This is a genomic window from Verrucosispora sioxanthis, assembly GCF_010560025.1.
GTDB lineage: Bacteria > Actinomycetota > Actinomycetes > Mycobacteriales > Micromonosporaceae > Micromonospora > Micromonospora palythoicola.
The window spans coordinates 86122-108585 of the sequence record NZ_SAIY01000009.1 but is presented as its reverse complement, the minus strand read 5'-3'; the positions used below and the strand labels follow the sequence as shown (position 1 = coordinate 108585).

Genomic DNA, 22464 nt, shown 5'->3' with positions numbered 1-22464 from the left:
CGTGTCTCGATGTCCGCCATCGAGGGAGGTGACGATGCGGGCCACGTACCGACGTGCTGCGGGCACCGCCGCGCTGCTGGCCAGCCTGCCGTTCGCACTGGTCGGCTGTGGTTTCGTCGGCGGTGAGCCCGAGGCGGAGCAGCCCGGACGGGCGCCGGCCGAGGAGGCCATGCTGAAGTCCCGCGAGCGGGTCCAGGCGTACCTGGACGCGATGGCGGCCAAGGACGTGGCGGCCGGTCGTAGTCAGCTCTGCGCGGTGCTGCACGAGGCGTTCGACGTTGCCGCCACCGAGCCGAACGGCGACTTCGCCGACCACTTCGAGGTGTCGAAGTCCGAGATCACCGACATCCGGCCCGGCCCGTCCGGGCAGGAGGTCAGCACCGCGGTCACGGTGACCGTCGGCAAGAAGAAGGCCACCCGTCCGCTGCTGTTCACCGTCACCCGCGACGGGCTCGACTGGTGCATCTCGGACGAACGGCCCGGCGGGCACAGTCCCGCCCCGGCACCCACGCCCTGACCTGCGCCACCGTCGAGGGTCGTCCATCTGCCGGAACCCGGCCCCTCGCCGGTCGCCCACCCGGCTGGTCGCCGTACGCTGAATACCATGCGCCATGAGTGGCATCAGTTGAGTCATCCCGCCGTGGGCAGCCCGGTGCTGCAGACCAGCCGCCCGACCATCGACTCCGCCGAGGACGAGGCTTTCGGCCTGGACCGCTGGCGGGAGCTGCCGCGCGCCCAGACCCCACCCTGGCCGGACGCGGCCCAGGTCGCCGAGGTCTGCAAGGTGCTCGACACCGTGCCGTCGGTGGTCGCCCCGTACGAGGTCGATCAGTTGCGCCAGCGCCTGGCGCTGGTCTGTGAGGGCAAGGCGTTCCTGCTCCAGGGCGGTGACTGCGCGGAGACGTTCGCGGACAACACCGAGAGCCACCTGCTGGCCAACGCCCGCACCCTGTTGCAGATGGCGATCGTGCTGACCTACGGCGCGTCGTTGCCGGTGGTGAAGGTGGCCCGGGTGGCCGGGCAGTACACCAAGCCCCGGTCGCTGCCGACCGACGCGCGGGGCCTGCCGGCCTACCGCGGCGACATGATCAACTCGCTGGAGACCACGCCGGAGGCGCGGGTCGCCGACCCGCAGCGCATGATCAGGGCGTACGCGAACTCGGCCGCCGCCATGAACATGTTGCGGGCCTACCTGGCCGGCGGGCTGGCCGACCTGCACGCGGTGCACGACTGGAACAAGGGTTTCGTGCGCAACTCCCCGGCCGGTGAGCGGTACGAGGCGATCGCCCGGGAGATCGACCGGGCCCTGGCGTTCATCCGCGCCTGCGGGATGACCGACGACGAGGCGTTGCGTACGGTCACCCTGTACTGCTCGCACGAGGCGCTCGCGCTGGAGTACGACCGGGCGTTGACCCGGGTCTCCGGTGGCCGGCCGTACGGGCTCTCCGGGCACTTCCTGTGGATCGGTGAGCGCACCCGGCAGATCGACGGCGCGCACATCGACTTCATCTCCCGCATCGCCAACCCGATCGGGGTCAAGCTCGGCCCGACCACCACTCCGGACGAGGCGATCGAGCTCTGCGAGAAACTGAACCCGGACAACGTCCCCGGCCGGCTCACCCTGATCAGCCGGATGGGCAACCACAAGGTCCGGGACGCGCTGCCGCCGATCGTGGCCAAGGTGAGCGCCGCCGGCGCCAAGGTGGTGTGGCAGTGCGACCCGATGCACGGCAACACCCACGAGTCGTCGAACGGCTACAAGACGCGCCACTTCGACCGGATCGTCGACGAGGTGCTCGGCTACTTCGAGGTGCACCGTGGCCTGGACACCCACCCGGGCGGTCTGCACGTCGAGCTGACCGGCGAGGACGTCACCGAGTGCCTCGGCGGTGCCCAGGGCATCGCCGACCTCGACCTGCCCGACCGCTACGAGACCGCCTGCGACCCCCGCCTGAACACCCAACAGTCACTGGAGCTGGCCTTCCTCGTCGCGGAGATGCTCCGTGGCTGAGCTTGCGAGCCCCGCAGTCGGCGGCCGGAGGGACGACAGTGGCTGATCTGATCGATCTGCGGTCGGACACGGTGACCCGGCCCACCGCCGCGATGCGGCAGGCCATGGCCGGTGCCGAGGTGGGTGACGACGTCTACGGCGAGGACCGGACGGTCAACGCCCTGGAGGCCGAGGTCGCCGCGATGTTCGGGCACGAGGCGGCGTTGTTCTGCCCGAGCGGGTCGATGGCCAACCAGATCGCCCTGCAACTGCTGGTGCCGCCCGGCGCGGAGCTGCTCTGCGACGCCGACGCGCACGTGGTCACGTACGAGATGGGAGCCGCCGCCGCGTACGGTGGCGTCACCTCGCGGACCTGGCCGCCGGTGGGCGCCGAGCTCGACGCGGATGTGGTGGCCGCCATGGTGCGTCCGGACGGCTACTGGGCGGTGCCCACCCGGGCGATCGCGGTGGAGCAGACCCACAACCGTGGCGGCGGCGGGGTGATTCCCCTGGACACGCTGCGTGAGCTGCGTCGGATCGCCGACGCCGGGCAGCTGGCGCTGCACTGCGACGGTGCTCGGATCTGGCACGCCCACGTCGCCGACGGGGTGCCCCTGGCCAGCTACGGCGCGTTGTTCGACACCCTGTCGGTCTGCCTGTCCAAGGGGCTCGGCGCGCCGGTGGGTTCACTTGTCGTCGGCTCCGCCGACCGGATCGGGCGGGGCCGGGTGATCCGCAAGCGGATGGGCGGTGGGATGCGCCAGGCCGGCATCCTGGCCGCCGCCGGCCGGTACGCGCTGGCCCACCACATCGACCGGCTGGCGGACGACCACGCGAAGGCGGCTCGGCTGGCGGAGGCGATCGCCCCGTTCGGGGTGCTGGCCACCACGGTACGCACCAACATCGTTCCGCTGGACCTGACGAAGGCCCCGCTGGACGCGCCCACGCTGGCCGCCGCCGCCCGCGCCGAGGGCGTACTGATCTCGGTGCTCGGTCCCCGCACTGCCCGCCTGGTCACCCACCTGGACGTCACCGACACCCAGATCGACCAGGCCGCCACCACCCTCACCCACATCCTCCGCCGCTAACCCCGCCTCCCGCCCCTACCCGCCACCTCCGTTGATCATGAGGTTAGCGGCGATCTCGATCTCCGCGAGTGCCGCCAACCTCATGATCAACGGAGGTGGGGGTGGGGATCAGGGGGAGGGAGGAGGCGGCGGAGGGTGGTTATGTCGGTGGCGTGGCCCTCGTGGCGTTCGGTGGGGGTCTCAACGACGATCGGGACGCCGGCGGTGACGGGATGACGCATCAGCTCGGCGAAGGCGGGTTCGCCGATCATGCCCTTGCCGATGTTCTCGTGCCGGTCCCGGGTGGAACCGCACAGGTCCTTGGAGTCGTTCGCGTGCACCAGCCGGAGCCGGTCCGCCCCGACGGCGGTCACCAGGGCGTCCAGCGTGGCGGTCATCCCGCCCTCGACGGCCAGGTCGTGCCCGGCGGCCCAGGCGTGGCAGGTGTCGAAACAGACTCCGAGTTGCGGATGCCGATCCACCGCGTCGAGGTACGGCCCGAGCTGCTCCACCCGGCAGGCCAGTGACCGGCCACCGCCGGCGCTCGGCTCGACCAGCAGCATCGGGCCGCCCGCGTCGGCGGTCGAGTCGAGCAGCGGCAGCAGCGACTCGCGTACCTGCCGCATGGCCGCTTCGGCGTGCCCGGCGTCCACCGCACTGCCGGCGTGGAAGACCACCCCACGTGCGCCGATCGCGGCACCTCGGCGTAGCGCGTGCGCCAGGCTCTGGGCCGACCGCTCGACAGTTGCCGCGGTCGGTGAGCCGAGGTTGACCAGCAACGAGGCGTGGATGTAGACGGCGACGCCGCGTTCGGCGCAGCCGTCGCGGAACAGCGCGTCCTGCGTCGGATCGCCGGCCGGCATCGCCCAGCCCCGGGAGTTGCCGACGTAGACCTGCGCCACCTCGGAGCCGGCCGCGTCGACGTACGGCAGTGCCGCCCTGGCCAGCCCACCCGAGGTGGGCGTGTGCGAACCGATCGGCCGGTGCCCGGGATCCGGTGCCGGCATCAGAAGCACCCGATGGTGATCTGGGTACCCGGGGCGACCTGGGCGTTCTCGTTCGGGTTCTGGAACCGGGTGACGGCGTTCGGGTTGAACTGCACCGCCACCGGGAAGCCCTGGCTCTCCAGCACCTGCTTGGCCTGCTGGCAGGGCAGGTCGACGACGCGCGGCACGGTCACCAGCGGGGGCCCCTCGCTTACCTCCAGCCGGATCTGGGCACCCTTCTCCACGCCGCCACCGGCGGCCGGGCTCTGGCCGATCACCTCGTCACGCGGCTTGTCGGACTCCTTGCGCGTCGGCTCCACCAGCACCAGGCCGAGCTGCGCGATCTGGTTACGGGCGTCGTTGAGGTTCTTGCCCACCAGGTTCGGCACGGTGATCGGGGCCCGGCCCTTACTGAGGATCAGGGTGATCTCGTCGCCCGGCTTGACCTCCTCGCCCGCCTTCGGGTCGGTGGCCACCACGATGCCCTCGGGCAGGCTGTCGTCGTACCGGGCGGTGCCCTTGACCACCTCGAGTTGGGCGCTGACCAGGTCGGCCTCGGCCAGGTCGAACTCCTTGCCGACCACGTCCGGCAACTCGAAGCGTTCCGGCCCGAGCGACAGGGTGAGGGTGATGGTGCCGCCCTTGAGGATCCGGGCGGACGCGGCGGGATCCTGTCCCAGCACCCCGTCGCGGGGGATCTGGTCGTCGTACCGCGGGTCGGCGTAGACCACCTCGAAGCCGGCCTGGGTGGCCTGTGCCTCCGCCTCCGCCTTGCTCATGCTGACCAGCTGCGGCGCCGTGGTGTACCGGCCGACGCCGAACCACCAGCCGCCGAGCGCGGCCACCAACCCGAGCACCACGACCACGGCCGCCACGCCGAGACGTCCGCCGCCCTGGCCGGTCAGCCGGGCGCCGAGCCCGGCCAGTCGGGCCCACAGATCGTCGCCACCGCCCGGCGTCGCCCGGCGTCGACCACGAGCGGGTGAGCCGCCTTCCGGCAGGCGGGCCCAGGTCGGTCGCTCGGGCGGACGTACCGGCGCGACCATCATCGTCGGCTGCGACACCGCCGGGCCGTCGGTCACCGGGGCGATCCGGGCGGTGTGGCTGTTCGGACTGCCGAGCCCGTCCCGGGCCACCTGCACCTCGGCCAGCAGCGTGCCGGCGTCGCCCGGGCGGGCCGCCGGGTCACGACGGGTGGCGCGGGCGACCAGATCGTCGAGCACCCTCGGCAGGCTGGGCACCAGCGTCGACGGTGCGGGAACGTCGCGGTCGACGTGCTGCCAGGCGATGTCGATCGGCCGGTCGCCGTCGTACGGCACCCGGCCGGTGAGCATCTCGAACAACACGATGCCCGTCGAATAGACGTCGGTGCGGGCGTCGGCCCGGCCGTCGGTGACCAGTTCCGGAGCGACGTACGCCACGGTGGCCATCAGCTGGTTTCCGCTGTCGTGGTCGGTGCTCGCCTCGACGGCCCGGGCCAGCCCGAAGTCGGTCACCTTGACCACACTGTCGACGAGGTTGGCCGGACCGCCGCTGGGCGCCTCGGCGACCAGCACGTTCTCCGGTTTCACGTCGCGGTGCACCAGGCCGGCCCGGTGGGCGGCGCCGATGGCCGCGAGCATCTGCTCGGTGATGGCCAGCGCCTCGTCCGGGTTGAGTCGGCGCCGCTCGGCCAGCACCTCGCGCAGGGTACGGCCGCGGACGTACTCCATGACCAGGTACGGCCGCCCGGCGTGGGTGCCCTGGTCGTAGACCGCCACCACGTTCGGGTGGGTGAGCCGGGCGATCGTCTTCGCCTCGTCGGTGAACCGGTCGACGAAGCTGGGTCGACCCGACTGCCCGGGGGATCCCTGGGTGGAGTGAATGATCTTGACTGCGACGGTGCGTTCGAGGCGCTCGTCGGTGGCGGTGTACACGGTCGCCATGCCGCCACGGGCCACGCGACCGCGGATGCGGTAGCGCCCGTCGATCAGCGAGCCCAGCAACGTGTCGGCGACCTGTGTGTCCATCGGCAGGCAGTCTATGTGTCGGAGGGACGAAGGTTGAACCGGATGCTACCGGCAGCCACCCCCTAGCGGGTCCGACGCGCGCACAGGGTGATGGTTGCCCCAGCTCAGGGTGGTCGCCGGGAGGTCGTTGACCGGGTACGGGGGGTGGCGTGGCAGGGTGGTGCGCGTGACCGAATCCGTACCCGCCGAGGGCGGCGTGCCCCTGGCCGGTCCCGCCGACGCGGCGGGCTGGCTGACCCTGCCGGACGTCGCCGAGCGGCTCGACCTGTCGATCAGCAAGGTGCACCAGATGATCCGGGACCGGGAACTGATCGCGGTGCGCCGTGACGGTGTCCGCCAAATCCCGGCCGACCTGGTGGCGAACCGGACCGTGCTCAAACACCTGCCGGGTGTGCTCACCCTGCTGGCCGACGCCGGTTACGACGACGAGGCCGCGCTGCGCTGGCTCTACGAGCCCGACGGCACGTTGGCCGGTGGCACCCCCGCGACCGCCCTCGGTGGTGACCAGGCCCGTGAGGTCAAGCGCCGGGCTCAGGCCCTGGGCTTCTGACTCACCGGCCGCCAGGCTCCTGCGGGCTGCGGGCTGGGCTGCAGGCTGCGGGCTGCGGGCTGCGGGCTGCGGGCTCGGGAGCTGAGCCACCCCGGGTGGGTCAGTCGGCGCGGCGGGTGGCGGCGATGGCCAGGTCCACCAGGGCCTGCCGGGCCTCGGTGTCCAGGTCGACGGCGGTGAGCGCGGCGAGCGCCGCGTCGGTGAGCGTGACGATGCGCTGCTCGGTACGGGCCAGCGCGCCGGTGTCGACGATCAGTTCCCGCAGCCGGGCCACCCCGGTGGCGTCCAGGTCCTCGTCGCCGAGGCCACCGAGCAGCAGCGTGCGGCCGGCGTCGTCGGCCACCTCCAGGGCCGCCGCCACCAGGTAGGTCCGCTTGCCCTCGCGCAGGTCGTCGCCGGCCGGTTTGCCAGTCTGCGCCGGGTCACCGAAGACACCCAGCACGTCGTCGCGCAGCTGAAAAGCCTCACCCAAGGGCAGGCCGTACGCCGAGTAGGCGATGCGTACGTCGGCGGGGGCGTCGGCCAGCGCCGCGCCGATCAGCAGTGGCCGTTCCACGGTGTACTTGGCCGACTTGTACCTGGCCACCTTGCCGGCCCGTTCCAGCGAGGTGTCGCCGGTGGCCTGGGTCAGCACGTCGAGGTACTGCCCGATGGTGACCTCGGTGCGCATCTCGTCGAAGTCCGGCCGGGCCCGGGCCACCGTCCGGGGGTCGAGCCCGGCGGAGTGCAGCAGTTCGTCGGACCAGACCAGGCACAGGTCGCCGAGCAGGATCGCCGCGGCGTCACCGAAGCCGTCCGGGTCGCCGCCCCAGCCGGCGTGGCGGTGCCGGGTGGCGAACCGCCGGTGCACGGCGGGCTCACCGCGTCGGGTGTCCGAGCGGTCCATCAGGTCGTCGTGGATCAGTGCGCTGGCCTGCACGAACTCGAGCGCGGCGAGGGCGGTCACCACCGGGTCGGTGTCCACCCCACCGGCACCCCGGTAGCCCCAGTAGGCGAAGGCCGGTCGCAGCCGCTTGCCGCCACCCAGCACGAACGCCTCGATCGCTTCGGCGACCGGCACCAGGGCGTCGTCGACGTCGGTCATCCAGGCGCGACGCCCGGCGAGGAAGTCCGACAGCGCCTTGTCGACCCGCTGGCGCAGGCTGGCACGGTCGACGGGAGAGACGGGAGCAGCATGGGTCACGTCCCGACGCTAGTGGGTCGAGGTGCACCGCGACGACCCACCCGTCCTCCGGCGCGTCGTGTTCGTCGCTGGTCGCGGCCCGGCCGGTCCGGGGCTGCGCCGTGCCGGGCGTGGCGACCCGCCGGGCCCGGGTGCGCCCCCGGCACCGCGAGGATCCGGACCAGCCAGCCGCGCCAGAAGCGTCCCGGCACGCGCACCCTCGCCCCAGCGGGAGATCTCGTGCCGGCTGAGCGTGCACACTCCGGCGGCGGCGCAGAGTTCGGCGGCGAGCCGGGACTGGCTCCACCCTCGGGCGCGCCGTGACCGGGCCACCAGCGGGCCGAGGGCGGGCCGAGCAGGGGTGAGCGGGGGCGGGGACATTGATCCTCCGGCGGGTCGGCGGGGCGACGGCCCGACCCCACCCGATCGGGGCGGTGCCGGTACGCACTGTCTGCTGCTGACCCCCGCGCGGCCCCCGGGTGGGCTCTCGACCACACCCCGCGCAGGTCGGAAGGGTAGTCCGGCGGTGCGACAGTTTCCGCGCCGGCCACACGGGGACGCCCGCGCCCACGCGCAGCCGCCGTCTCCACCGCTGGGAAGCCGGTAGGAGTGTTCGGTCCGGCCCGCTACAGTCGGTGCGTGGCGCTCGGTCTTCCCTCCGTCCTCCCGAATTCGCAACCGGCGATCGGGGAGCTGGTCCGCGACTGCCAGCCGACCTTCTCCTTCGAGTTCATGCCCCCGAAGACGGAGCAGGGCGAGCGACAGTTGTGGCAGGCCATCCGCGAGCTGGAGCCGTTGCGCCCCTCCTTCGTCTCGATCACCTACGGTGCCGGCGGCTCCACCCGGGACACCACGGTCGCGGTCACCGAACGGATCGCCACCGAGACCACCCTGCTGCCGATGGCCCACCTGACCGCGGTCAACCACTCCGTCGCCGAGTTGCGGCACGTGATCGGCCGGCTGGCCGGCGTCGGGGTGCGCAACGTGCTGGTGGTTCGCGGCGACCCGCCGGGCGACCCCACCGGCGAATGGATCCCGCACCCCGACGGTGTGCACTACGCCGAGGATCTCGTCCGCCTGGTCCGGCACTCCGGCGACTTCAGCGTCGGCGTCGCCGCCTTCCCCTACCGGCATCCGCGCTCGCCGGACGTCGACACCGACACCGACTACTTCATCCGTAAGTGCCGGGCCGGCGCGGACTTCGCGATCACCCAGATGTTCTTCGACGCCGACGAATACCTTCGGCTGCGTGACCGGGTGGCCGCCGCCGGCTGTGACACCCCGATCCTGGCCGGGGTGATGCCGGTGACCCGGATCGGCACCATCGAGCGTTCCGTGCAGCTGTCCGGGGCGCCCTTCCCGCCGGCGCTCGCCGCGCGGTTCGAGCGGGTCGCCGACGATCCGGAGGCGGTCCGCCGGCTCGGCATCGAGCAGACCAGCGAGATGTGTCGCCGGCTACTCGACGAGGGAGTCCCGGGGATCCACTTCATCACCTTCAACCGGTCCACCGCGACCCGGGAGATCTGGCAGAACCTGCGGGTGGGCGCCGCGACGTGACACCCGGCGCGCGACACCTCGGCGCTGTCGCGACGGTTGAACCGTGGTGGGCAGACAGCTGAACTGGAACGAGTACGCCACGGCGTGGGCCCGGCTGCACGGCGGGTTCGATCCCCGGGCCGCCACTCCGGTGGTGCGTGGCTGGCTGCGCTTCTCCTACCACGTGGGGTTCCTGCTGGGCCGGCTACGGGTCGGCCCGACCGCGGTCACGGTGGTCGGGGTGCTGCTCTGCCTCTGCGTACCACTGCTCGCGGTCCGGCCCGGCGACGGGCCGTTCCTGGGGGCGCTGTTCGTGCTGCTCGCCTCGGTGGCCGACAGCGTCGACGGTGCGGTCGCCGTGGCCACCGGCCGCACCACCCGGCTCGGCTACGTCTACGACTCGCTCGCCGACCGGATCGGCGAGGCCGCGTGGCTGGTGGCGTTCTGGCTGGTCGGCGCGCCGGGAGCGTTGGTCGCCGCAGGCGGTGCGCTCTCCTGGCTGCACGAGTACGTCCGGGCCCGCGCGGTCGCCGCCGGCATGCGGGAGATCGGCGCGGTCACCGTCGGGGAACGGCCCACCCGGGTCTGCGTGGCCGTGGCGGGGCTGCTGCTGGCCGGCCTGAGCGGGCTGGTCGAGGTGGACCTGGCCGCGGGCACCATCACGATGGCGACCGCGGTGTGGGTGCTGCTCGCGGCCTTCGGGCTGGGACAGCTGCTCTCCGCCGTGCGCCGGGCACTCATCGACGCCGGCTGAGCTACCAGGCGGGGCCGATCGCGTCGGCGACGATCTGCGCGGACAGGGTCACCATCGGCAGGCCACCGCCGGGATGGCTGGAGCCGCCGACCAGCCACAGGCCTCGGGCCGGTCCCCGGTTCGCCGGCCGGAGCAGGCCACCGGCGGTGCCGTAGATGGTGCCGCCCGGTGCGCCGGTGGCGGTGGCCAGATCGGCGGGGGTACGCACGTCGCGGAACACCAGCCGGTCGCGTACGTCCACGCCGCGTTCGGCCAGCGCGTCCAGGATCCGGTCGGCGTACGCCTGGGCCAGCCCCGGCCGGCGCCAGTCGATCGCCCCCGACGCGGTGCCCTGACGGGCGGCGTTGACCAGCACGAACCACGCCTCGTGCCCGGCCGGACGGACCGCCGGATCGTTCGCCACGGTGACGAAGACCGTCGGGTCGACGGCCGGGCGGGCCCGTACCCCCCGTCCCGGGTCACCGAAGACCGCGTCGAACTCGGCGTCGTAGTCGGTGGGGAAGAAGACGTTGTGGTGGGCCAGCCCGGAGTCGCCGCGTACGCCGAGCAGCAGCACGAATCCGGCCAGGCTGCGGTCGGTGAGCCCGGCCAGCCGGCGCGCGTCGGGCAGCAGGTCACGGTAGACGTTGAGCGCGTCGACGTTGGCCACCACCACGTCGGCCGGGATCGGGGTGGTCGAACCGGCGACGCGTACCCCGTGCACCCGACCGCCCACCGCGTCGATCCGGGTGACCGTGGTGCCGGTGCGCACCACCACCCCCAGGTCCAGGCAGCGGGACAGCAGCGCGTCGGCGAGGGTGCCCAGGCCGCCGCGCAGATACCAGCCGCCGAAGGCCAGCTCGGCGTAGGGGACCGCGACCAGTGCCGCGGGTGCCCGGCGCGGGTCGGCACCGGTGTAGGTGGCGTACCGGTCCAGCAGCATCCGCAGTCGCGGGTCGGAGATCAGGGTGCGACCCAGCCCGCGCAGGCTCTGGCCGGGTCGGATCGCGGCCAGGTCGCCCAACCGCCAGGCGAGCCGGGCCAGGTCGCGGGGCGAGTCGACGCGGCGGCGCAGGATGTCGCGTTCCGAGGCCCGCCACACCTGGGCGGCGCGCCGCCACAACCGCTGCCAGTCGGCGGCGGCCCGGTCGCCGAGGGCCGCGCCGATCCGCGCGGTGAACTCGGCCGGGTCGGCGCAGGAGTCGAGCACCGGGCCGCCACCGGGAAAGACGTGCCGCACGATCGGGTCCAGCGGCATCAGGTCGAGATACTCGTCGAGTTTCGCCCCGGTCGCCTCGAACAGCTCCTGGAAGACCTCGGGCAGGGTCAGCAGGCTGGGGCCGGTGTCGAAGTGGAACGCGCCCTCGGGGGTGTCCCGGCGGTGCCGGCCGAGTTTGCCGCCCACCTCCTCGGCGCGTTCGAGAACGGTCACCTGGTGCCCGGTGACGGCCAGCCGAGCCGCGGTGGCCAACCCACCCACCCCGGCACCGATCACCACGATCCGCGCCATGCCGCGTCCTCCCGGGCCCTATCCGACCGGACGGCCACGCCAGGACAGACGTCGCCGCTTGCGCAGATGGTACGACCGCAGGGTCAGCCAACCGAGGACCGCGACCGACACGGGATGGCCCAGCGCGTCGGGCCAGGCACGGCCGCCGGTGGCCCGGGCGCTGACCACCCGCCCGGCCACCCTCCGCCAGGTACGCGCCGACGGCGATCCCGGCCACCGTCGGCGCACCGGCGAGCAGCGCCGCGCCGGCCACCAGCGGTGGTGCGGTGTAGAGCGCCAGCACCACGGTCAGCACCACGGCCGCGGCACCCGGATGCCCGAACGAGGCCCACAGCGACTTGGTGTAGCCGTCGCGCAGCTGCGGCCAGTCCTCGTACATCCGGCAGCTGGCCAGCCGGGAACCGTCGGCGAGGGCGATCCGGCCGCCGGCCCGCTTCACCGCCCGGGCCAGCTCGATGTCCTCCAGCACCCGGTCGGCGACTGCCGCGTGCCCACCGGCCCGCAGGTAACCGGCCCGGTCCACGACCAGGAACTGTCCGCCGGCCGCGGCCAGCGACGGCCGTGGCGAACGCTCCATCGCCCGCAGCGGCAGGAAGGTCAGCCACAGCCACTGCAACAGCGGCTGCACCAGCCGGTCGGCCATCGTCCGCACCACGATCCGTGGGTACGGCGACAGCAGCGTCGCCCCGGCGGCGCGCAGTTCGGTGACCGCCACCGCCACGGCGTACGGTTCGAGCACCACGTCGGCGTCCACGAAGACCAGTGCGGTGACCGGCTCCTCGACCCGGGTGGCCAGCTGCCAGCAGGCGTGCGGCTTGCCCAGCCAGCCCGGCGGGGGGTTCACCCCGGTCAGCAGGGTGACCCGGGGGTCGTCGGCGACGACCGCGCGGACCACCTCGGCGGTGCCGTCGCCCGAGCCGTCGTCGAGCACCACGACACGCAGCCCGGGCACTCCCCGCTGGGCGAGCAGGGCACGCAGGCACGGGGTCACCCGGTCGGCCTCGTCGCGTAGCGGCAGCAGCACCGCCACCGGCTCGGTGACCTCCACCGGCCGGTCGGCCGGCCGGCGCAGCCAACGGCCGGCGTTGACCACGGTGTGCGCGGTCAGCACGGTGACGCCGAGCAACAGGACCAGCGCGACGGTCATGCCGCCACGTCGACCGGGGAGCGTGGCGAACCGGTGTCCCGGTCGTGGGTCCGTCGGGCCCGCAGCAGGGTGACGGCCAGCGGTACGGCGACCACCGCCATGCCGACCGCACCCCACACCGCCGAGGCGGGCAGGTCGAGGAAGACGGCGTGGGCGAGCACACTGGAGCCGTACGTCCACAGGTAGAGCGCGTACATCGGATGGTCGCCGGCGTCGGTGGTGGCCACGGTGGGCCCGGCGAGCGGACGCAGCGCGGTCATCATCAGCACCGCGAACAGCAGCCAGCCCAGGTAGTTGCTGATCGGGATGCCGGGCAGCCCGGGCAGGGCCGGCGTGGCGTCCCGCCACACCCAGTGCCCCTCGGCCACCATCTGCGGATCGAGGAAGAGGTCCCAGGCGGCCAACCCGACGGTGGCCAACGCGATCCGGCCCGGCCAACGCCACCGACCGGTCGACCCGCCGGTGAGCCGGGTGGCCGCCAACCAGGCCGGCCAGGCCATCCAGGTCCAGGCCAGCGGGATGATCAGCGGTACGCCGGCCAGCTTCGGGCCGAGCTGGCCGGAGTAGTCGTAGCTGCCGAACGGGAAGCCGGTGGCCACGCCGAGCGCCTCGATGGCGAACCCGCCGCCGGTGGCCACCGCGACCAGCGCCACCGCCGTCCGTGGCCCCCGGGTGGCCAGGGCGTGCCCCACCGAGAGCAGGTAGCCGAGCACGACCGTGGCCACGGTCAGCCGGGCCCGGGTGACCCCGCCGGTCAGCGGGTAGCAGATCTGCGCCAGTACCAGCAGGGCCAACAGCGTCCAGGCGTAGCCGCGGGCCGACGAGCGTGCGGTCATGAGCGGACCGGTGGTGGGGTCGGCACCGACGGCGGTGGTGTCGATCCCGGCACGGGCAGCGGCAGATCCCGCCCGAGTACCCCGAACGGGCGCTCGTCGCCGGGGAAACGGAAGTCGCGCAGCACGTCGACGAAACCGAACCGGCGGTACAGCCGCCAGGCGCGCGAGGTCTGTTCGTCGGCCTCCGGAGTGGACAGCAGGGTGGTGGCGTTCTCGGTCATGGTGAGCAGGGCGCGCAGTTGCCCGGCGCCCAGCCCGTGCCCCTGGGCCGCTGGCCGCACGTGCAGCTCGACCACCTCGAAGCAGTCGGCCAGCCAGCGCCGCCGGGTGGGCTGGTCCAGTGCCCGCCAGACCTGGTCGTGCCACCACTGACCGGCTGCGCCGACGTAGCCGTACCCGAATCCGGCCAGGTGACCGGAGCTGGTGAGGCTGGCCACGGCGCGGAAGCCGGGTCGACGTACGTGGGTGGCGATGTAGCCGCGGCGGGCCTCCAGCAGGTCGGCGCGGTAACCCATCGCCTCGCCGTAGACGGCCACCACGTCGTCCAGCCGCCGGAGGAGATCGTCCGGCGTCCACCGCACCAACCTCATGCCCGTTCACCCTTCGCCGGGTCACCGTCGTCGGTGACCCACCCCAGTACCGTCCGGTCGCCGACCACGTCCCGCACCTCGAATCGGGCGAAGAGTTCCTCCGCGTACCACCGCTGGGTCTCCGTCCGGGTGATCGCGGCCCGGTGCTCCGGGTGACGGTACGCGAACGCCACGAGATCCGCCGCGTCACGCCACACGCTCACCGTGCCCTGCCAGCCCAGCGGCGCCTCGCCGACGCCGAAGCGGGCCAGCAGCCCCGGCGCGGCGTGCAGGGCCGCGGCCACCGGCGGGACCGCCCGCCAGAACGTGAGGGCCCGGGTCGGGCGCAGCCGGGCCCGGGTCAGCGCCAGCACCGGGCCGGTGACCCGGCCGCCGGCGGGCTCACCGAACGGCCGCCGGCCGGACCATTCACCCCGACTGGTCAGTGGCCGCAGGTCGAGCCGGACGCCCGCGCGGGCGAGACCGGACCAGGCCCGCGCCACCGGCGAGTCGGCGAACCGGGCGGCCGCGGCGGGGAGTCCCAGACCGTCAACGCCGCCCAGCGGGTCAGGTCCGCGTCGCCGGGTCCGAAGCCGGTGCCGGTCCCGGTGCCGAGCAGCTTGCCGAACCGTACGCCGGGCAGGGCCCGCAGCCGGCGCGGGTCGACCGCCATCCGGGTCAGCGCCCGGCCCACGGCGGTCGGCGCGATCCGCCACACGTGCAGGGTGACCAGCTCGGGGACGCTCTCCGGGTGCCTCACGCCGCCACCTCGCCGCGCTCGCCGCCGGCGCGAGGCACCACTGTGCTGTGCCTGATGGTTCGCTCGCTTCGCTCGTTCACGCCACGTCGGTCGGGGTCCCGCCGGTGACCCGGAGCAGTTCGGCGTACGTGGTGGGGAAGACCGCCTGCGGTACGCCGCCGGCGGCCCAGATCTCGTCGTACTTGTCCAGGGCGGTGTCGACGAGCGTGCGCAGCGGCTGCGGGTGACCCACCGGGGCGACCCCGCCGATCACCTGTCCGGTGTGTTCCTTGACGAACTGTGGGGTGGCCCGGCGCAGCCGGGTGACGGCGAGCCGGGTGGCCAGCGCGGCGGTGTCCACCCGGTGCGCGCCGGAGGTGAGCACCAGCAGCGGGGTGCCGTCGGCGTCGAAGACGAGCGAGTTGGCGATGGCGCCGACGTCGACGCCGAGCGCCTCGGCGGCGGCCGCGGCGGTGTGCACGGCGTCGGGCAGCAGGCGGACCGTGGCGGGCGCGTCGGAGCCGTTCCGGGCGTTCGCGGCGTCGAGAGCGCCCTGCACCGCCCGGACGTTCGGGTGTGACTGCATGCCGCCATTCTTCCCGGTACGCGGTGCGCCCGCGCCACCGGCCAAGTTGGGGTGCGTCGTGCGTTGCGTTTTCGTCGGGGGGAGGGTGTAGTGTCAGCAGTAGTTAGAACGAGTGTTCGATTGCCTCGAACGTTCGTTCCAACCCTCTCGGGGGCGGGTGTTTCGCGGCACCGGCCTCCGACAGGTGCGGTGCCGCGGACCGCACCTGGCCCCGGGCAGTCGCGAGTCCGGGCCCGTCAGGCAGGACCGTCGTCCGCCGCCCACCGACCCCCGGGCGGCGGACGACGGACCCGCCGGTACGCCGGCCGGGTGTGGTGTGGGGAAGCTCCGCACCCGGCCGGCCACCCACCTGGTGCGTCTTCCTCCGCACCGACCGCCGCGGGCTACCGCGTCGACGGATCCGACCCGTCGTGCACCTGCCCGCCCCGGCTCATCTGGAGGAGACCATGCCGACCAGTCCGGCTCAGGCACCGACGGTGCCCGCGAACGTGCTGCCGCACCGTACTCCCGTCCAGTTGCTCGCGGTGGCCCGGCAGGGGCTCGCCGAGGCCGCCCGGACCGGCCCCGACGGCCTCCGGTACGCCGCCGCCCATCTCGCGGCCCTGCGCGCCGCCGCGGCGGTGCTCGCCGCCCGCGCCCGTCCCGCACCCACCCGACGCCACCGGATCACCAGCGTCTGGGTCCTGCTCGCCAACGTCGCCCCCGAGCTCGACGAATGGGCCGGCTACTTCGCCCTCGGTGCCGGCAAACGGGCCGCCGCCGAGGCCGGCATACCCCGGGTGGTGACCGCCCGAGAGGCCGACGACCTGCTCCGCGCCGCCGAGGAGTTCGTGACCGTGGTGGAGGCGGCACTCGGCCTGGCGCACCAGCCGGCGATCGACGGTCTCGTCGCCTGAGCCGCGGCGTCCGGCCGCCTCGGCGGGACCCAGGGTGGCCGGACGCCGCCCCACCACACGCGCGTTCTTCTGATCCACGACAGCACCATCCACGGGCCGGATGTCCGTGGCGACGACGGGGGAGGTCCGATGGCGGGCCGCATGGTGGTCGGTTCCGCCGCGCTGGCCGGGCTGGTCCGCCCGGCCAGCGCACCCGACCCGGCGGGTGGGCACCGGGTGCTGCCCGTGCGGCCCGAGCTGACCGGGTTGCTGCCCAACCGGGGCTGCGGCGCGGCAGCACCGTCGCGGTCGGCGGTGGACAGGCCCGACCCGGCGGCACCACCTCGTTGTTGCTCGCGCTGCTCGCCGAGGCGTCCCGCGCCGGATCCTGGTGTGCCGTGGTCGGGATGCCGACCTTCGGGGCCGGGGCGGCGGCCGAGGCCGGCATCGTCCTGGACCGGCTGGCCCCGGTGCCGCAGCCCGGTCCGGAGTGGCCCACCGTCGTCGCCGCGCTCATCGACGGGGTCGACGTGGTGGTCACCGCGGTCCCGTCCACCGTCCCCGCCTCCGTCGCCGACCGGTTGGCCGCGCGGGCCCGGCAACGCGGCAGCGTGCTGGTGCCGTACGGCCGGTGGGACGGCGCGGACGTGACGCTCCAGGTGGTCCGGGGGATCTGGCAGGGACTCGGGCCGGGGCGGGGACGGTTGCGCCGCCGGGAGGTGACCATCTCGGCTCGCGGGCGGGGTGCCGCCGCCCGGCCCCGAGAGGTCAAGGTCTGGCTGCCCGGTGACGAGCTGACCCGGGTCATCCCCGGTCCGGCCACCGTCGCCCGACCGGGTGCCACGCGCCTGCGGGTGGTGGCGGGCCGTGGGTGAACCGGTCCGGACACTGCTGCTGTGGTGCCCGGACTGGCCGGTACTCGCCGCCGAGATCGTCGACGGGGTGCCCGCCACCGGGCCGGTTGCGGTGCTGCACGCCAACCGGGTGATCGCCTGTTCCGAGCAGGCCCGCGCCGAAGGGGTACGCCGAGGGCTGCGTCGGCGGGAGGCGCAGGGACGCTGCTCCGGGCTCACCGTCGTCGACCACGATCCGGGGCGGGACGCGCGGGCGTTCGAGCCGGTGGTGGCCGCGGTCGAGGAGGTGGCGGTCGGGGTCGAGGTGATCCGTCCGGGGGCCTGCGCGCTGGCCGCCCGGGGCCCGAGCCGCTATCTGGGTGGTGAGGAGGCGGCTGCTGAGCGGATCGTCGAGCACGTCGCCCTCAGTTGTGCGGTGGAGAGCCAGATCGGTGTCGCCGCCGGGGTCTTCGCCGCCGGACTGGCCGCCCGCGAGGGGCGGATCGTCCCGCCCGGCGGGACATCGGAGTTCCTGGCCGGTCAGCCCGTCGAGGCGCTCGGCCGCCCTGCCCTGGCCGACCTGCTGCGCCGGCTGGGGGTGCGCACGCTGGGCGACTTCGCCGCGCTGCCCGCCGGCGACGTACTGGCCCGATTCGGGTTCGACGGGGCGCTGGCCCAGCGGCTGGCCGCCGGACGGGACGACCGACCGCTCGCGGTCCGGCGTCCGCCGGTCGATCTGACGGTCACCGCCGACCTGGACGAGCCGATCGACCGGATCGACGTGGCGGCGTTCGCGGCCCGGACGCTGGCCGAGCAACTGCACGAACGGCTCGCCGGGCACGGATTGGCCTGCACCCGCCTGGGCATCGAGGCGGTCACCGCACACGGCCAGGAACTGCACCGGGTCTGGCGGCACGACGGGCTGCTCACCGCGGCGGCGATCGCCGACCGGGTCCGCTGGCAACTGGACGGTTGGCTCTCCGGTGCCCGGCGCGGCGGTGACCGGCCGGCCCGTCCCACCGCCGGAATCATCCGACTGCGGCTGCTGCCGGACGGGGTGCTGGCCCAGGCCGGCCTGCAACCCGGGCTGTGGGGAGACCGGCGCGGAACGCGAGCGGGCGCACCGCGCGCTGAGTCGGGTGCAGGGCCTGCTCGGTCCCGAGGCGGTGGTCACCGCGGTGCTCGGTGGCGGGCGATCCCCGGCCGACCAGACCCGGCTGGTGCCCTGGGGTGACGAGCGCCGGCCCGGCCGCCCCGGTCCGCCGCCGCCCGTACCCGCCGAGCGCTCCTGGCCCGGTCCGGACGTCGAACCCGCCGCCTCCGGTGGGTCGGCCGGCTCCGGTGGCGGGCCGGTACTCCGGCGGCGGAGTGGCCCGTCCCGGTCGGCGGCGGGTGAGTCCCGGGCCGGCCGTACCGTCCTGGCCGGGGCGACTGCCGCCACCCTCGCCGGCCGTGGTGCTGCCCGTCCCGCTCGCCGCGAGCGTGCTCGACGCCACCGGCGCGCCGGTGGTGGTGAGCGCCCGGCTGGCAGTCAGCGCGCCACCGGCCCGGCTGAGCATCGGCTCGGTGTCACCGCAGGCCACCGGCCCCACTCCCGCCCCGGGTTCCGCCACCTCCACCGCCGCTTCGGCCACCGCCCTTCGTGGTGGGACGGTCGCGTCGGCCGAGATCGTCGGTTGGGCCGGTCCGTGGCCGGTCGACGAGCGGTGGTGGGCGCCGGCCGAGGCCCGCCGCCGAGCCCGGTTCCAGGTCCGCCTCGCCGACGGCAGCGCCCTGCTGCTCGCCGTCGAGTCCGGCCAGTGGCTGGTGGAGGCGATCTATGACTGACGTCGGGCCGACGGGCTTCACCAGTTGCGGCATGTGGGGGCATCCGGGCGGATCGAGGGCACGAGATACGGCGTCCTGCGCGACGGCGAGGTGGCGGCGGTGAGTTTCCACAATCCCCGGCTGCCGTGGTCGGAGCTGGAGCGGGTGCTCTCCGGGCGGTCGACCGGCGGGAAGGGCAGCGACGGCGGAAAGGGCAGCGGCGCGGAGCGGCACCTGCATGTGGTGGATCCGCTGGCGGTCGACGCCGACGGGGGTGACTCGCCGGCCTGGAGCCGGCGGCGGGAGCACTACCGGCCGCCGGAACTGGCCCGGCCCGACGGCGTGCCGCCGTACGCCGAGCTGCACGCGCACACCAACTTCAGCTTCCTCGACGGTGCCAGCCACCCCGAGGAACTGGCCGAGGAGGCCGTCCGGTTGGGACTCACCGCCCTCGCCGTCACCGACCACGACGGGTTCTACGGCGTGGTGCGGTTCGCCGAGGCGGCCCGCGCGCTGGGCCTGCCGACGATCTTCGGAGCGGAACTGTCCCTCGGCCTGCCCGGTCCGCAGAACGGCGTACCCGACCCGCACGGCAACCACCTGCTGCTGCTGGCTCACGGCCACGAGGGGTACGCCCGGCTGGCCGCGACCATCGCCCGCGCCCAGCTGCGGGGCGGTGAGAAGGGCCGCCCGGTCTACGGTGAGCTGGAGGAGATCGCCGCCGACCTGCGCGACCACGTGCTGGTGCTCACCGGCTGCCGCAAGGGGCACGTGCCGGCCGCCCTGCTCACCGAGGGGGTCGACGCGGCGGCCCGCGAGCTGGACCGGCTCACCGCGCTGTTTGGCGCGGAGACGGTGGCGGTGGAGCTGACCGACCACGGGCATCCGGTCGACGGCGACCGCAACGACGCCCTGGCCGAGTTGGCGACCGCCGCCGGCCTGCCCACGGTGGCCACGAACAACGTGCACTACGCGACACCGGGGCGGCGGCGACTGGCCACCACCCTGGCGGCCGTGCGGGCCCGACGCAGCCTGGACGAGATCGACGGCTGCCCGCGGCGGGCACCGCCCACCTGCGGGACGGCGCCGAGATGACGGCCCGGTTCGCCGCCTACCCGGGCGCCGTGGCCCGGGCCGCCGAGTTCGGTGCCGAGCTGGCCTTCGACCTCCAGCTCGTGGCGCCGCAGCTGCCGGCGTACCCGGTGCCGTCGGGGCACACCGAGATGAGCTGGCTGCGCCACCTCACCGAGACCGGCGCCCGGGAACGCTACGGCCCGCGCGAGGCGCACCCGCAGGCGTACGCGCAACTCGACCACGAGCTGAACATGATCGAGGAGCTGGGCTTCCCCGGCTACTTCCTGGTGGTGTACGACATCGTCGACTTCTGCCGCCGGGCGGACATCTACTGCCAGGGCCGGGGTTCGGCGGCGAACTCGGCGGTCTGCTACGCGCTGCGGATCACCAACGTGGACGCGGTCCGGCACCGGCTGCTGTTCGAGCGGTTCCTGGCTCCCGAGCGCGACGGGCCGCCCGACATCGACGTGGACATCGAGTCCGACCGCCGGGAGGAGGTCATCCAGCACGTCTACGCCCGCTACGGCCGGGAGCACACCGCCCAGGTGGCCAACGTGATCTCCTACCGGCCCCGCTCGGCGGTGCGGGACGTGGCCAAGGCGTTCGGCTTCCCACCCGGCCAGCAGGACGCCTGGAGCAAGCAGATCGACCGGTGGGGCGACGTGGCCACGGTGGACGTGCCGGAGATCCCCGAGCAGGTGGTCGCGTACGCCAACGAACTCCAGACGTTCCCCCGGCACCTGGGCATCCACTCCGGCGGCATGGTGATCTGCGACCGGCCGGTGATCGAGGTCTGCCCGGTGGAGTGGGGGCGGATGCCCGGGCGCAGCGTGCTCCAGTGGGACAAGGACGACTGCGCCGCCGTCGGCCTGGTCAAGTTCGACCTGCTCGGTCTCGGCATGCTGTCGGCCCTGCACTACGGCTACGACATGATCGGGATGAGCCTGGATCTCGGCGACATGACGCTGGACGACCCCGAGGTCTACGACATGCTCTGCCGGGCCGACTCGGTCGGGGTGTTCCAGGTGGAGAGCCGCGCCCAGATGGCCACCCTGCCCCGGCTCAAGCCCCGGACGTTCTACGACCTGGTGGTCGAGGTGGCGCTGATCCGGCCCGGTCCGATCCAGGGCGGCTCGGTGCACCCGTACATCCGGCGCAAGAACGGCCAGGAGCCGGTGACCTACCCGCATCCGCTGATGCGTAACGCGCTGGAGAAGACCCTCGGCGTGCCGCTGTTCCAGGAGCAGCTGATGCAGCTCGCCATCGACCTGGCCGGCTTCGACGCGGCCGAGGCCGACCAGCTGCGCCGGGCGATGGGCGCCAAACGGTCGGTGCAGCGGATGGAGCAGATCGCCGACCGGCTCTACCAGGGCATGGCCGAGCGCGGCATCACCGGTGAACTGGCCGACGACGTCTACCGCAAGCTCACCGCGTTCGCCAGCTACGGCTTCCCGGAGAGCCACGCGATGAGCTTCGCCTACCTGGTCTACGCCAGTTCCTGGCTGAAGCGCTACCACCCCGGTCCGTTCCTGGCCGCGCTGCTCAGCGCCCAGCCGATGGGCTTCTACTCGCCGCAGACCCTGGTCGACGACGCCCGCCGGCACGGTGTGCAGGTACGCCGACCGGACGTCAACGCCAGCGACGCGAAGCCGGTGCTGGAGTCCACCCCGGACACCCGCTGGGGCAGCCGGGCGGGGGAACCGCCGCACGCCTGGGGGCTGGGCGGCCCGGCGGTCCGGCTCGGGCTGTCCAGCGTGCGTACCCTCGGCGACGGTGTGGCCGAGCGGATCGAGGCCGAGCGGGCGGCGGACGGCCCGTACCGCGACATGCCGGATCTGGCCCGGCGGGTGGGTCTGACCGCCGCCCAGTTGGAGGCGCTGGCCACCGCGGACGCCTTCGCCTGTTTCGGGCTGACCCGGCGGCAGGCGCTCTGGGCGGCCGGCGCGGCGGCCCAGGAGCGGCCCGGTCGGCTGCCCGGCACGGTCACCGGTACGGAGGCACCCGTGCTGCCCGGAATGGAGGAGGTAGACCGGCTGGTCGCCGACGTCTGGGCCACCGGTTTGTCGCCGGAGAACCACCCGGCCCGGTTCATCCGGCCGCAGCTGGACGCCGTGGGCGCGGTCCCGATCGACCGGTTGGGCCGGGTGGAACCGGGCCGGCGGATCCGGGTCGGTGGCATCGTCACCCATCGGCAGCGGCCCGCGACCGCCGGTGGGGTCACCTTCCTCAACCTGGAGGACGAGACCGGCATGCTCAACGTCACCTGCTCGCCAGGGCTGTGGCAGCGGCATCGACGGGTGGCCCGCACCAGCACGGCGTTGGTGGTGCGGGGGCGGCTACAGCGGCACGAGGGGGTGGTCAACCTGGTCGCCGACCGGCTGGACCCGATCGAGGCACCGGTCCGCCCCGCCTCCCGCGACTTCCGCTGACGGTGGGCAGGTGCCCCCTGGCGATCT

General features: G+C 73.9%; 14 protein-coding genes and 5 pseudogenes. 10 read left to right on the top strand and 9 right to left on the bottom strand.

The window, feature by feature from the left end; genetic code table 11:
* The first annotated feature begins 34 nt into the window (after window positions 1–34).
* The 3 genes from ENC19_RS23265 (at window position 35) to ENC19_RS23255 (ending at window position 3078) form a co-directional block, all read left to right on the top strand.
* Window positions 35–517 (top strand): hypothetical protein, encoded by a 483-nt coding sequence (locus ENC19_RS23265; protein ID WP_235945044.1) that lies wholly within the window; start codon window positions 35–37, stop codon window positions 515–517.
* 87 nt (window positions 518–604) lie between these two features.
* Window positions 605–2011: a class II 3-deoxy-7-phosphoheptulonate synthase gene (locus ENC19_RS23260; protein WP_164449216.1), complete on the top strand. Its 1407-nt coding sequence runs from the start codon at window positions 605–607 to the stop codon at window positions 2009–2011.
* Between the two features lie 38 nt (window positions 2012–2049).
* Window positions 2050–3078 carry a threonine aldolase family protein gene (locus ENC19_RS23255; RefSeq protein WP_164449215.1) on the top strand — a complete coding sequence of 343 codons (1029 nt, stop codon included), beginning with the start codon at window positions 2050–2052 and terminating at the stop codon, window positions 3076–3078.
* Between the two features lie 86 nt (window positions 3079–3164).
* On the opposite strand, the gene ENC19_RS23250 is transcribed toward ENC19_RS23255, so the two are convergent.
* Window positions 3165–4064: a deoxyribonuclease IV gene (locus tag ENC19_RS23250; RefSeq protein WP_164449214.1), complete on the bottom strand. Its 900-nt coding sequence runs from the start codon at window positions 4062–4064 to the stop codon at window positions 3165–3167.
* Window positions 4064–6052: a Stk1 family PASTA domain-containing Ser/Thr kinase gene (gene pknB / locus ENC19_RS23245; protein ID WP_164449213.1), complete on the bottom strand. Its 1989-nt coding sequence runs from the start codon at window positions 6050–6052 to the stop codon at window positions 4064–4066. The genes ENC19_RS23250 and pknB overlap by 1 nt, the downstream gene beginning before the upstream one ends.
* A gap of 166 nt (window positions 6053–6218) precedes the next feature.
* On the opposite strand from pknB, the gene ENC19_RS23240 reads away from it, so the two are divergent.
* Window positions 6219–6602 (top strand): Rv2175c family DNA-binding protein, encoded by a 384-nt coding sequence (locus ENC19_RS23240; protein ID WP_164449212.1) that lies wholly within the window; start codon window positions 6219–6221, stop codon window positions 6600–6602.
* A 100-nt stretch (window positions 6603–6702) separates the two neighbouring features.
* On the opposite strand, the gene ENC19_RS23235 is transcribed toward ENC19_RS23240, so the two are convergent.
* The gene (locus tag ENC19_RS23235) at window positions 6703–7785 is read right to left on the bottom strand and encodes a polyprenyl synthetase family protein (protein ID WP_164449211.1); all 1083 of its coding nucleotides are present in this window, start codon (window positions 7783–7785) and stop codon (window positions 6703–6705) included.
* Window positions 7786–8403: 618 nt separating this feature from the next.
* Between ENC19_RS23235 and metF the strand changes: the two genes are divergently transcribed.
* Window positions 8404–9321, top strand: coding sequence for a methylenetetrahydrofolate reductase [NAD(P)H] (gene metF, locus ENC19_RS23230; protein WP_164449210.1), 918 nt, complete (start codon window positions 8404–8406; stop codon window positions 9319–9321).
* A 43-nt stretch (window positions 9322–9364) separates the two neighbouring features.
* Complete coding sequence (locus ENC19_RS23225; RefSeq protein ID WP_164449209.1) at window positions 9365–10054, top strand: CDP-alcohol phosphatidyltransferase family protein; 690 nt, start codon at window positions 9365–9367, stop codon at window positions 10052–10054.
* A 1-nt stretch (window position 10055) separates the two neighbouring features.
* Here ENC19_RS23225 and ENC19_RS23220 read toward each other — a convergent pair whose 3' ends face one another.
* From ENC19_RS23220 to ENC19_RS23195, 6 genes and pseudogenes are all read right to left on the bottom strand, one after another.
* Window positions 10056–11543, bottom strand: coding sequence for a phytoene desaturase family protein (locus ENC19_RS23220; protein WP_164449208.1), 1488 nt, complete (start codon window positions 11541–11543; stop codon window positions 10056–10058).
* 18 nt (window positions 11544–11561) lie between these two features.
* Window positions 11562–12690, bottom strand: a pseudogene (locus ENC19_RS23215) (glycosyltransferase).
* Entirely contained in the window at window positions 12687–13526 is an 840-nt protein-coding gene (locus ENC19_RS23210) for a carotenoid biosynthesis protein (RefSeq protein WP_164449207.1), read from the bottom strand. Before ENC19_RS23210 ends, ENC19_RS23215 begins: the two are co-directional and overlap by 4 nt.
* Entirely contained in the window at window positions 13523–14116 is a 594-nt protein-coding gene (locus ENC19_RS23205; RefSeq protein ID WP_164449206.1) for a GNAT family N-acetyltransferase, read from the bottom strand. The genes ENC19_RS23210 and ENC19_RS23205 overlap by 4 nt, the downstream gene beginning before the upstream one ends.
* Window positions 14113–14855: pseudogene (locus ENC19_RS23200) on the bottom strand (monooxygenase). The gene ENC19_RS23205 and the pseudogene ENC19_RS23200 overlap by 4 nt, the downstream one beginning before the upstream one ends.
* Window positions 14856–14931: 76 nt before the next feature.
* Complete coding sequence (locus tag ENC19_RS23195) at window positions 14932–15420, bottom strand: YbaK/EbsC family protein (RefSeq protein WP_164449205.1); 489 nt, start codon at window positions 15418–15420, stop codon at window positions 14932–14934.
* A 446-nt stretch (window positions 15421–15866) separates the two neighbouring features.
* Between ENC19_RS23195 and ENC19_RS23190 the strand changes: the two genes are divergently transcribed.
* From ENC19_RS23190 to ENC19_RS23175, 4 genes and pseudogenes are all read left to right on the top strand, one after another.
* A complete protein-coding gene (locus tag ENC19_RS23190; protein ID WP_164449204.1) occupies window positions 15867–16316 on the top strand; it encodes an SAV_6107 family HEPN domain-containing protein in 450 nt (149 codons plus the stop codon).
* A gap of 129 nt (window positions 16317–16445) precedes the next feature.
* A pseudogene (locus ENC19_RS23185) lies at window positions 16446–17170 on the top strand (hypothetical protein).
* A pseudogene (locus tag ENC19_RS23180) lies at window positions 17163–18955 on the top strand (DNA polymerase Y family protein). Before ENC19_RS23185 ends, ENC19_RS23180 begins: the two co-directional pseudogenes overlap by 8 nt.
* A gap of 99 nt (window positions 18956–19054) precedes the next feature.
* A pseudogene (locus ENC19_RS23175) lies at window positions 19055–22437 on the top strand (error-prone DNA polymerase).
* The last annotated feature ends 27 nt before the right edge of the window (window positions 22438–22464 follow it).

Excerpts from the sequence above, each read along its gene's own strand:
- ENC19_RS23265 (WP_235945044.1), top strand. The coding sequence starts at position 35 with ATGCGGGCCACGTACCGACGTGCTGCGGGCACCGCCGCGCTGCTGGCC.
- ENC19_RS23260 (WP_164449216.1), top strand. The coding sequence starts at position 605 with ATGCGCCATGAGTGGCATCAGTTGAGTCATCCCGCCGTGGGCAGCCCG.
- ENC19_RS23250 (WP_164449214.1), bottom strand. The coding sequence starts at position 4,064 with ATGCCGGCACCGGATCCCGGGCACCGGCCGATCGGTTCGCACACGCCC.
- pknB (WP_164449213.1), bottom strand. The coding sequence starts at position 6,052 with ATGGACACACAGGTCGCCGACACGTTGCTGGGCTCGCTGATCGACGGG.
- ENC19_RS23220 (WP_164449208.1), bottom strand. The coding sequence starts at position 11,543 with ATGGCGCGGATCGTGGTGATCGGTGCCGGGGTGGGTGGGTTGGCCACC.
- ENC19_RS23210 (WP_164449207.1), bottom strand. The coding sequence starts at position 13,526 with ATGACCGCACGCTCGTCGGCCCGCGGCTACGCCTGGACGCTGTTGGCC.
- ENC19_RS23205 (WP_164449206.1), bottom strand. The coding sequence starts at position 14,116 with ATGAGGTTGGTGCGGTGGACGCCGGACGATCTCCTCCGGCGGCTGGAC.
- ENC19_RS23195 (WP_164449205.1), bottom strand. The coding sequence starts at position 15,420 with ATGCAGTCACACCCGAACGTCCGGGCGGTGCAGGGCGCTCTCGACGCC.
- ENC19_RS23190 (WP_164449204.1), top strand. The coding sequence starts at position 15,867 with ATGCCGACCAGTCCGGCTCAGGCACCGACGGTGCCCGCGAACGTGCTG.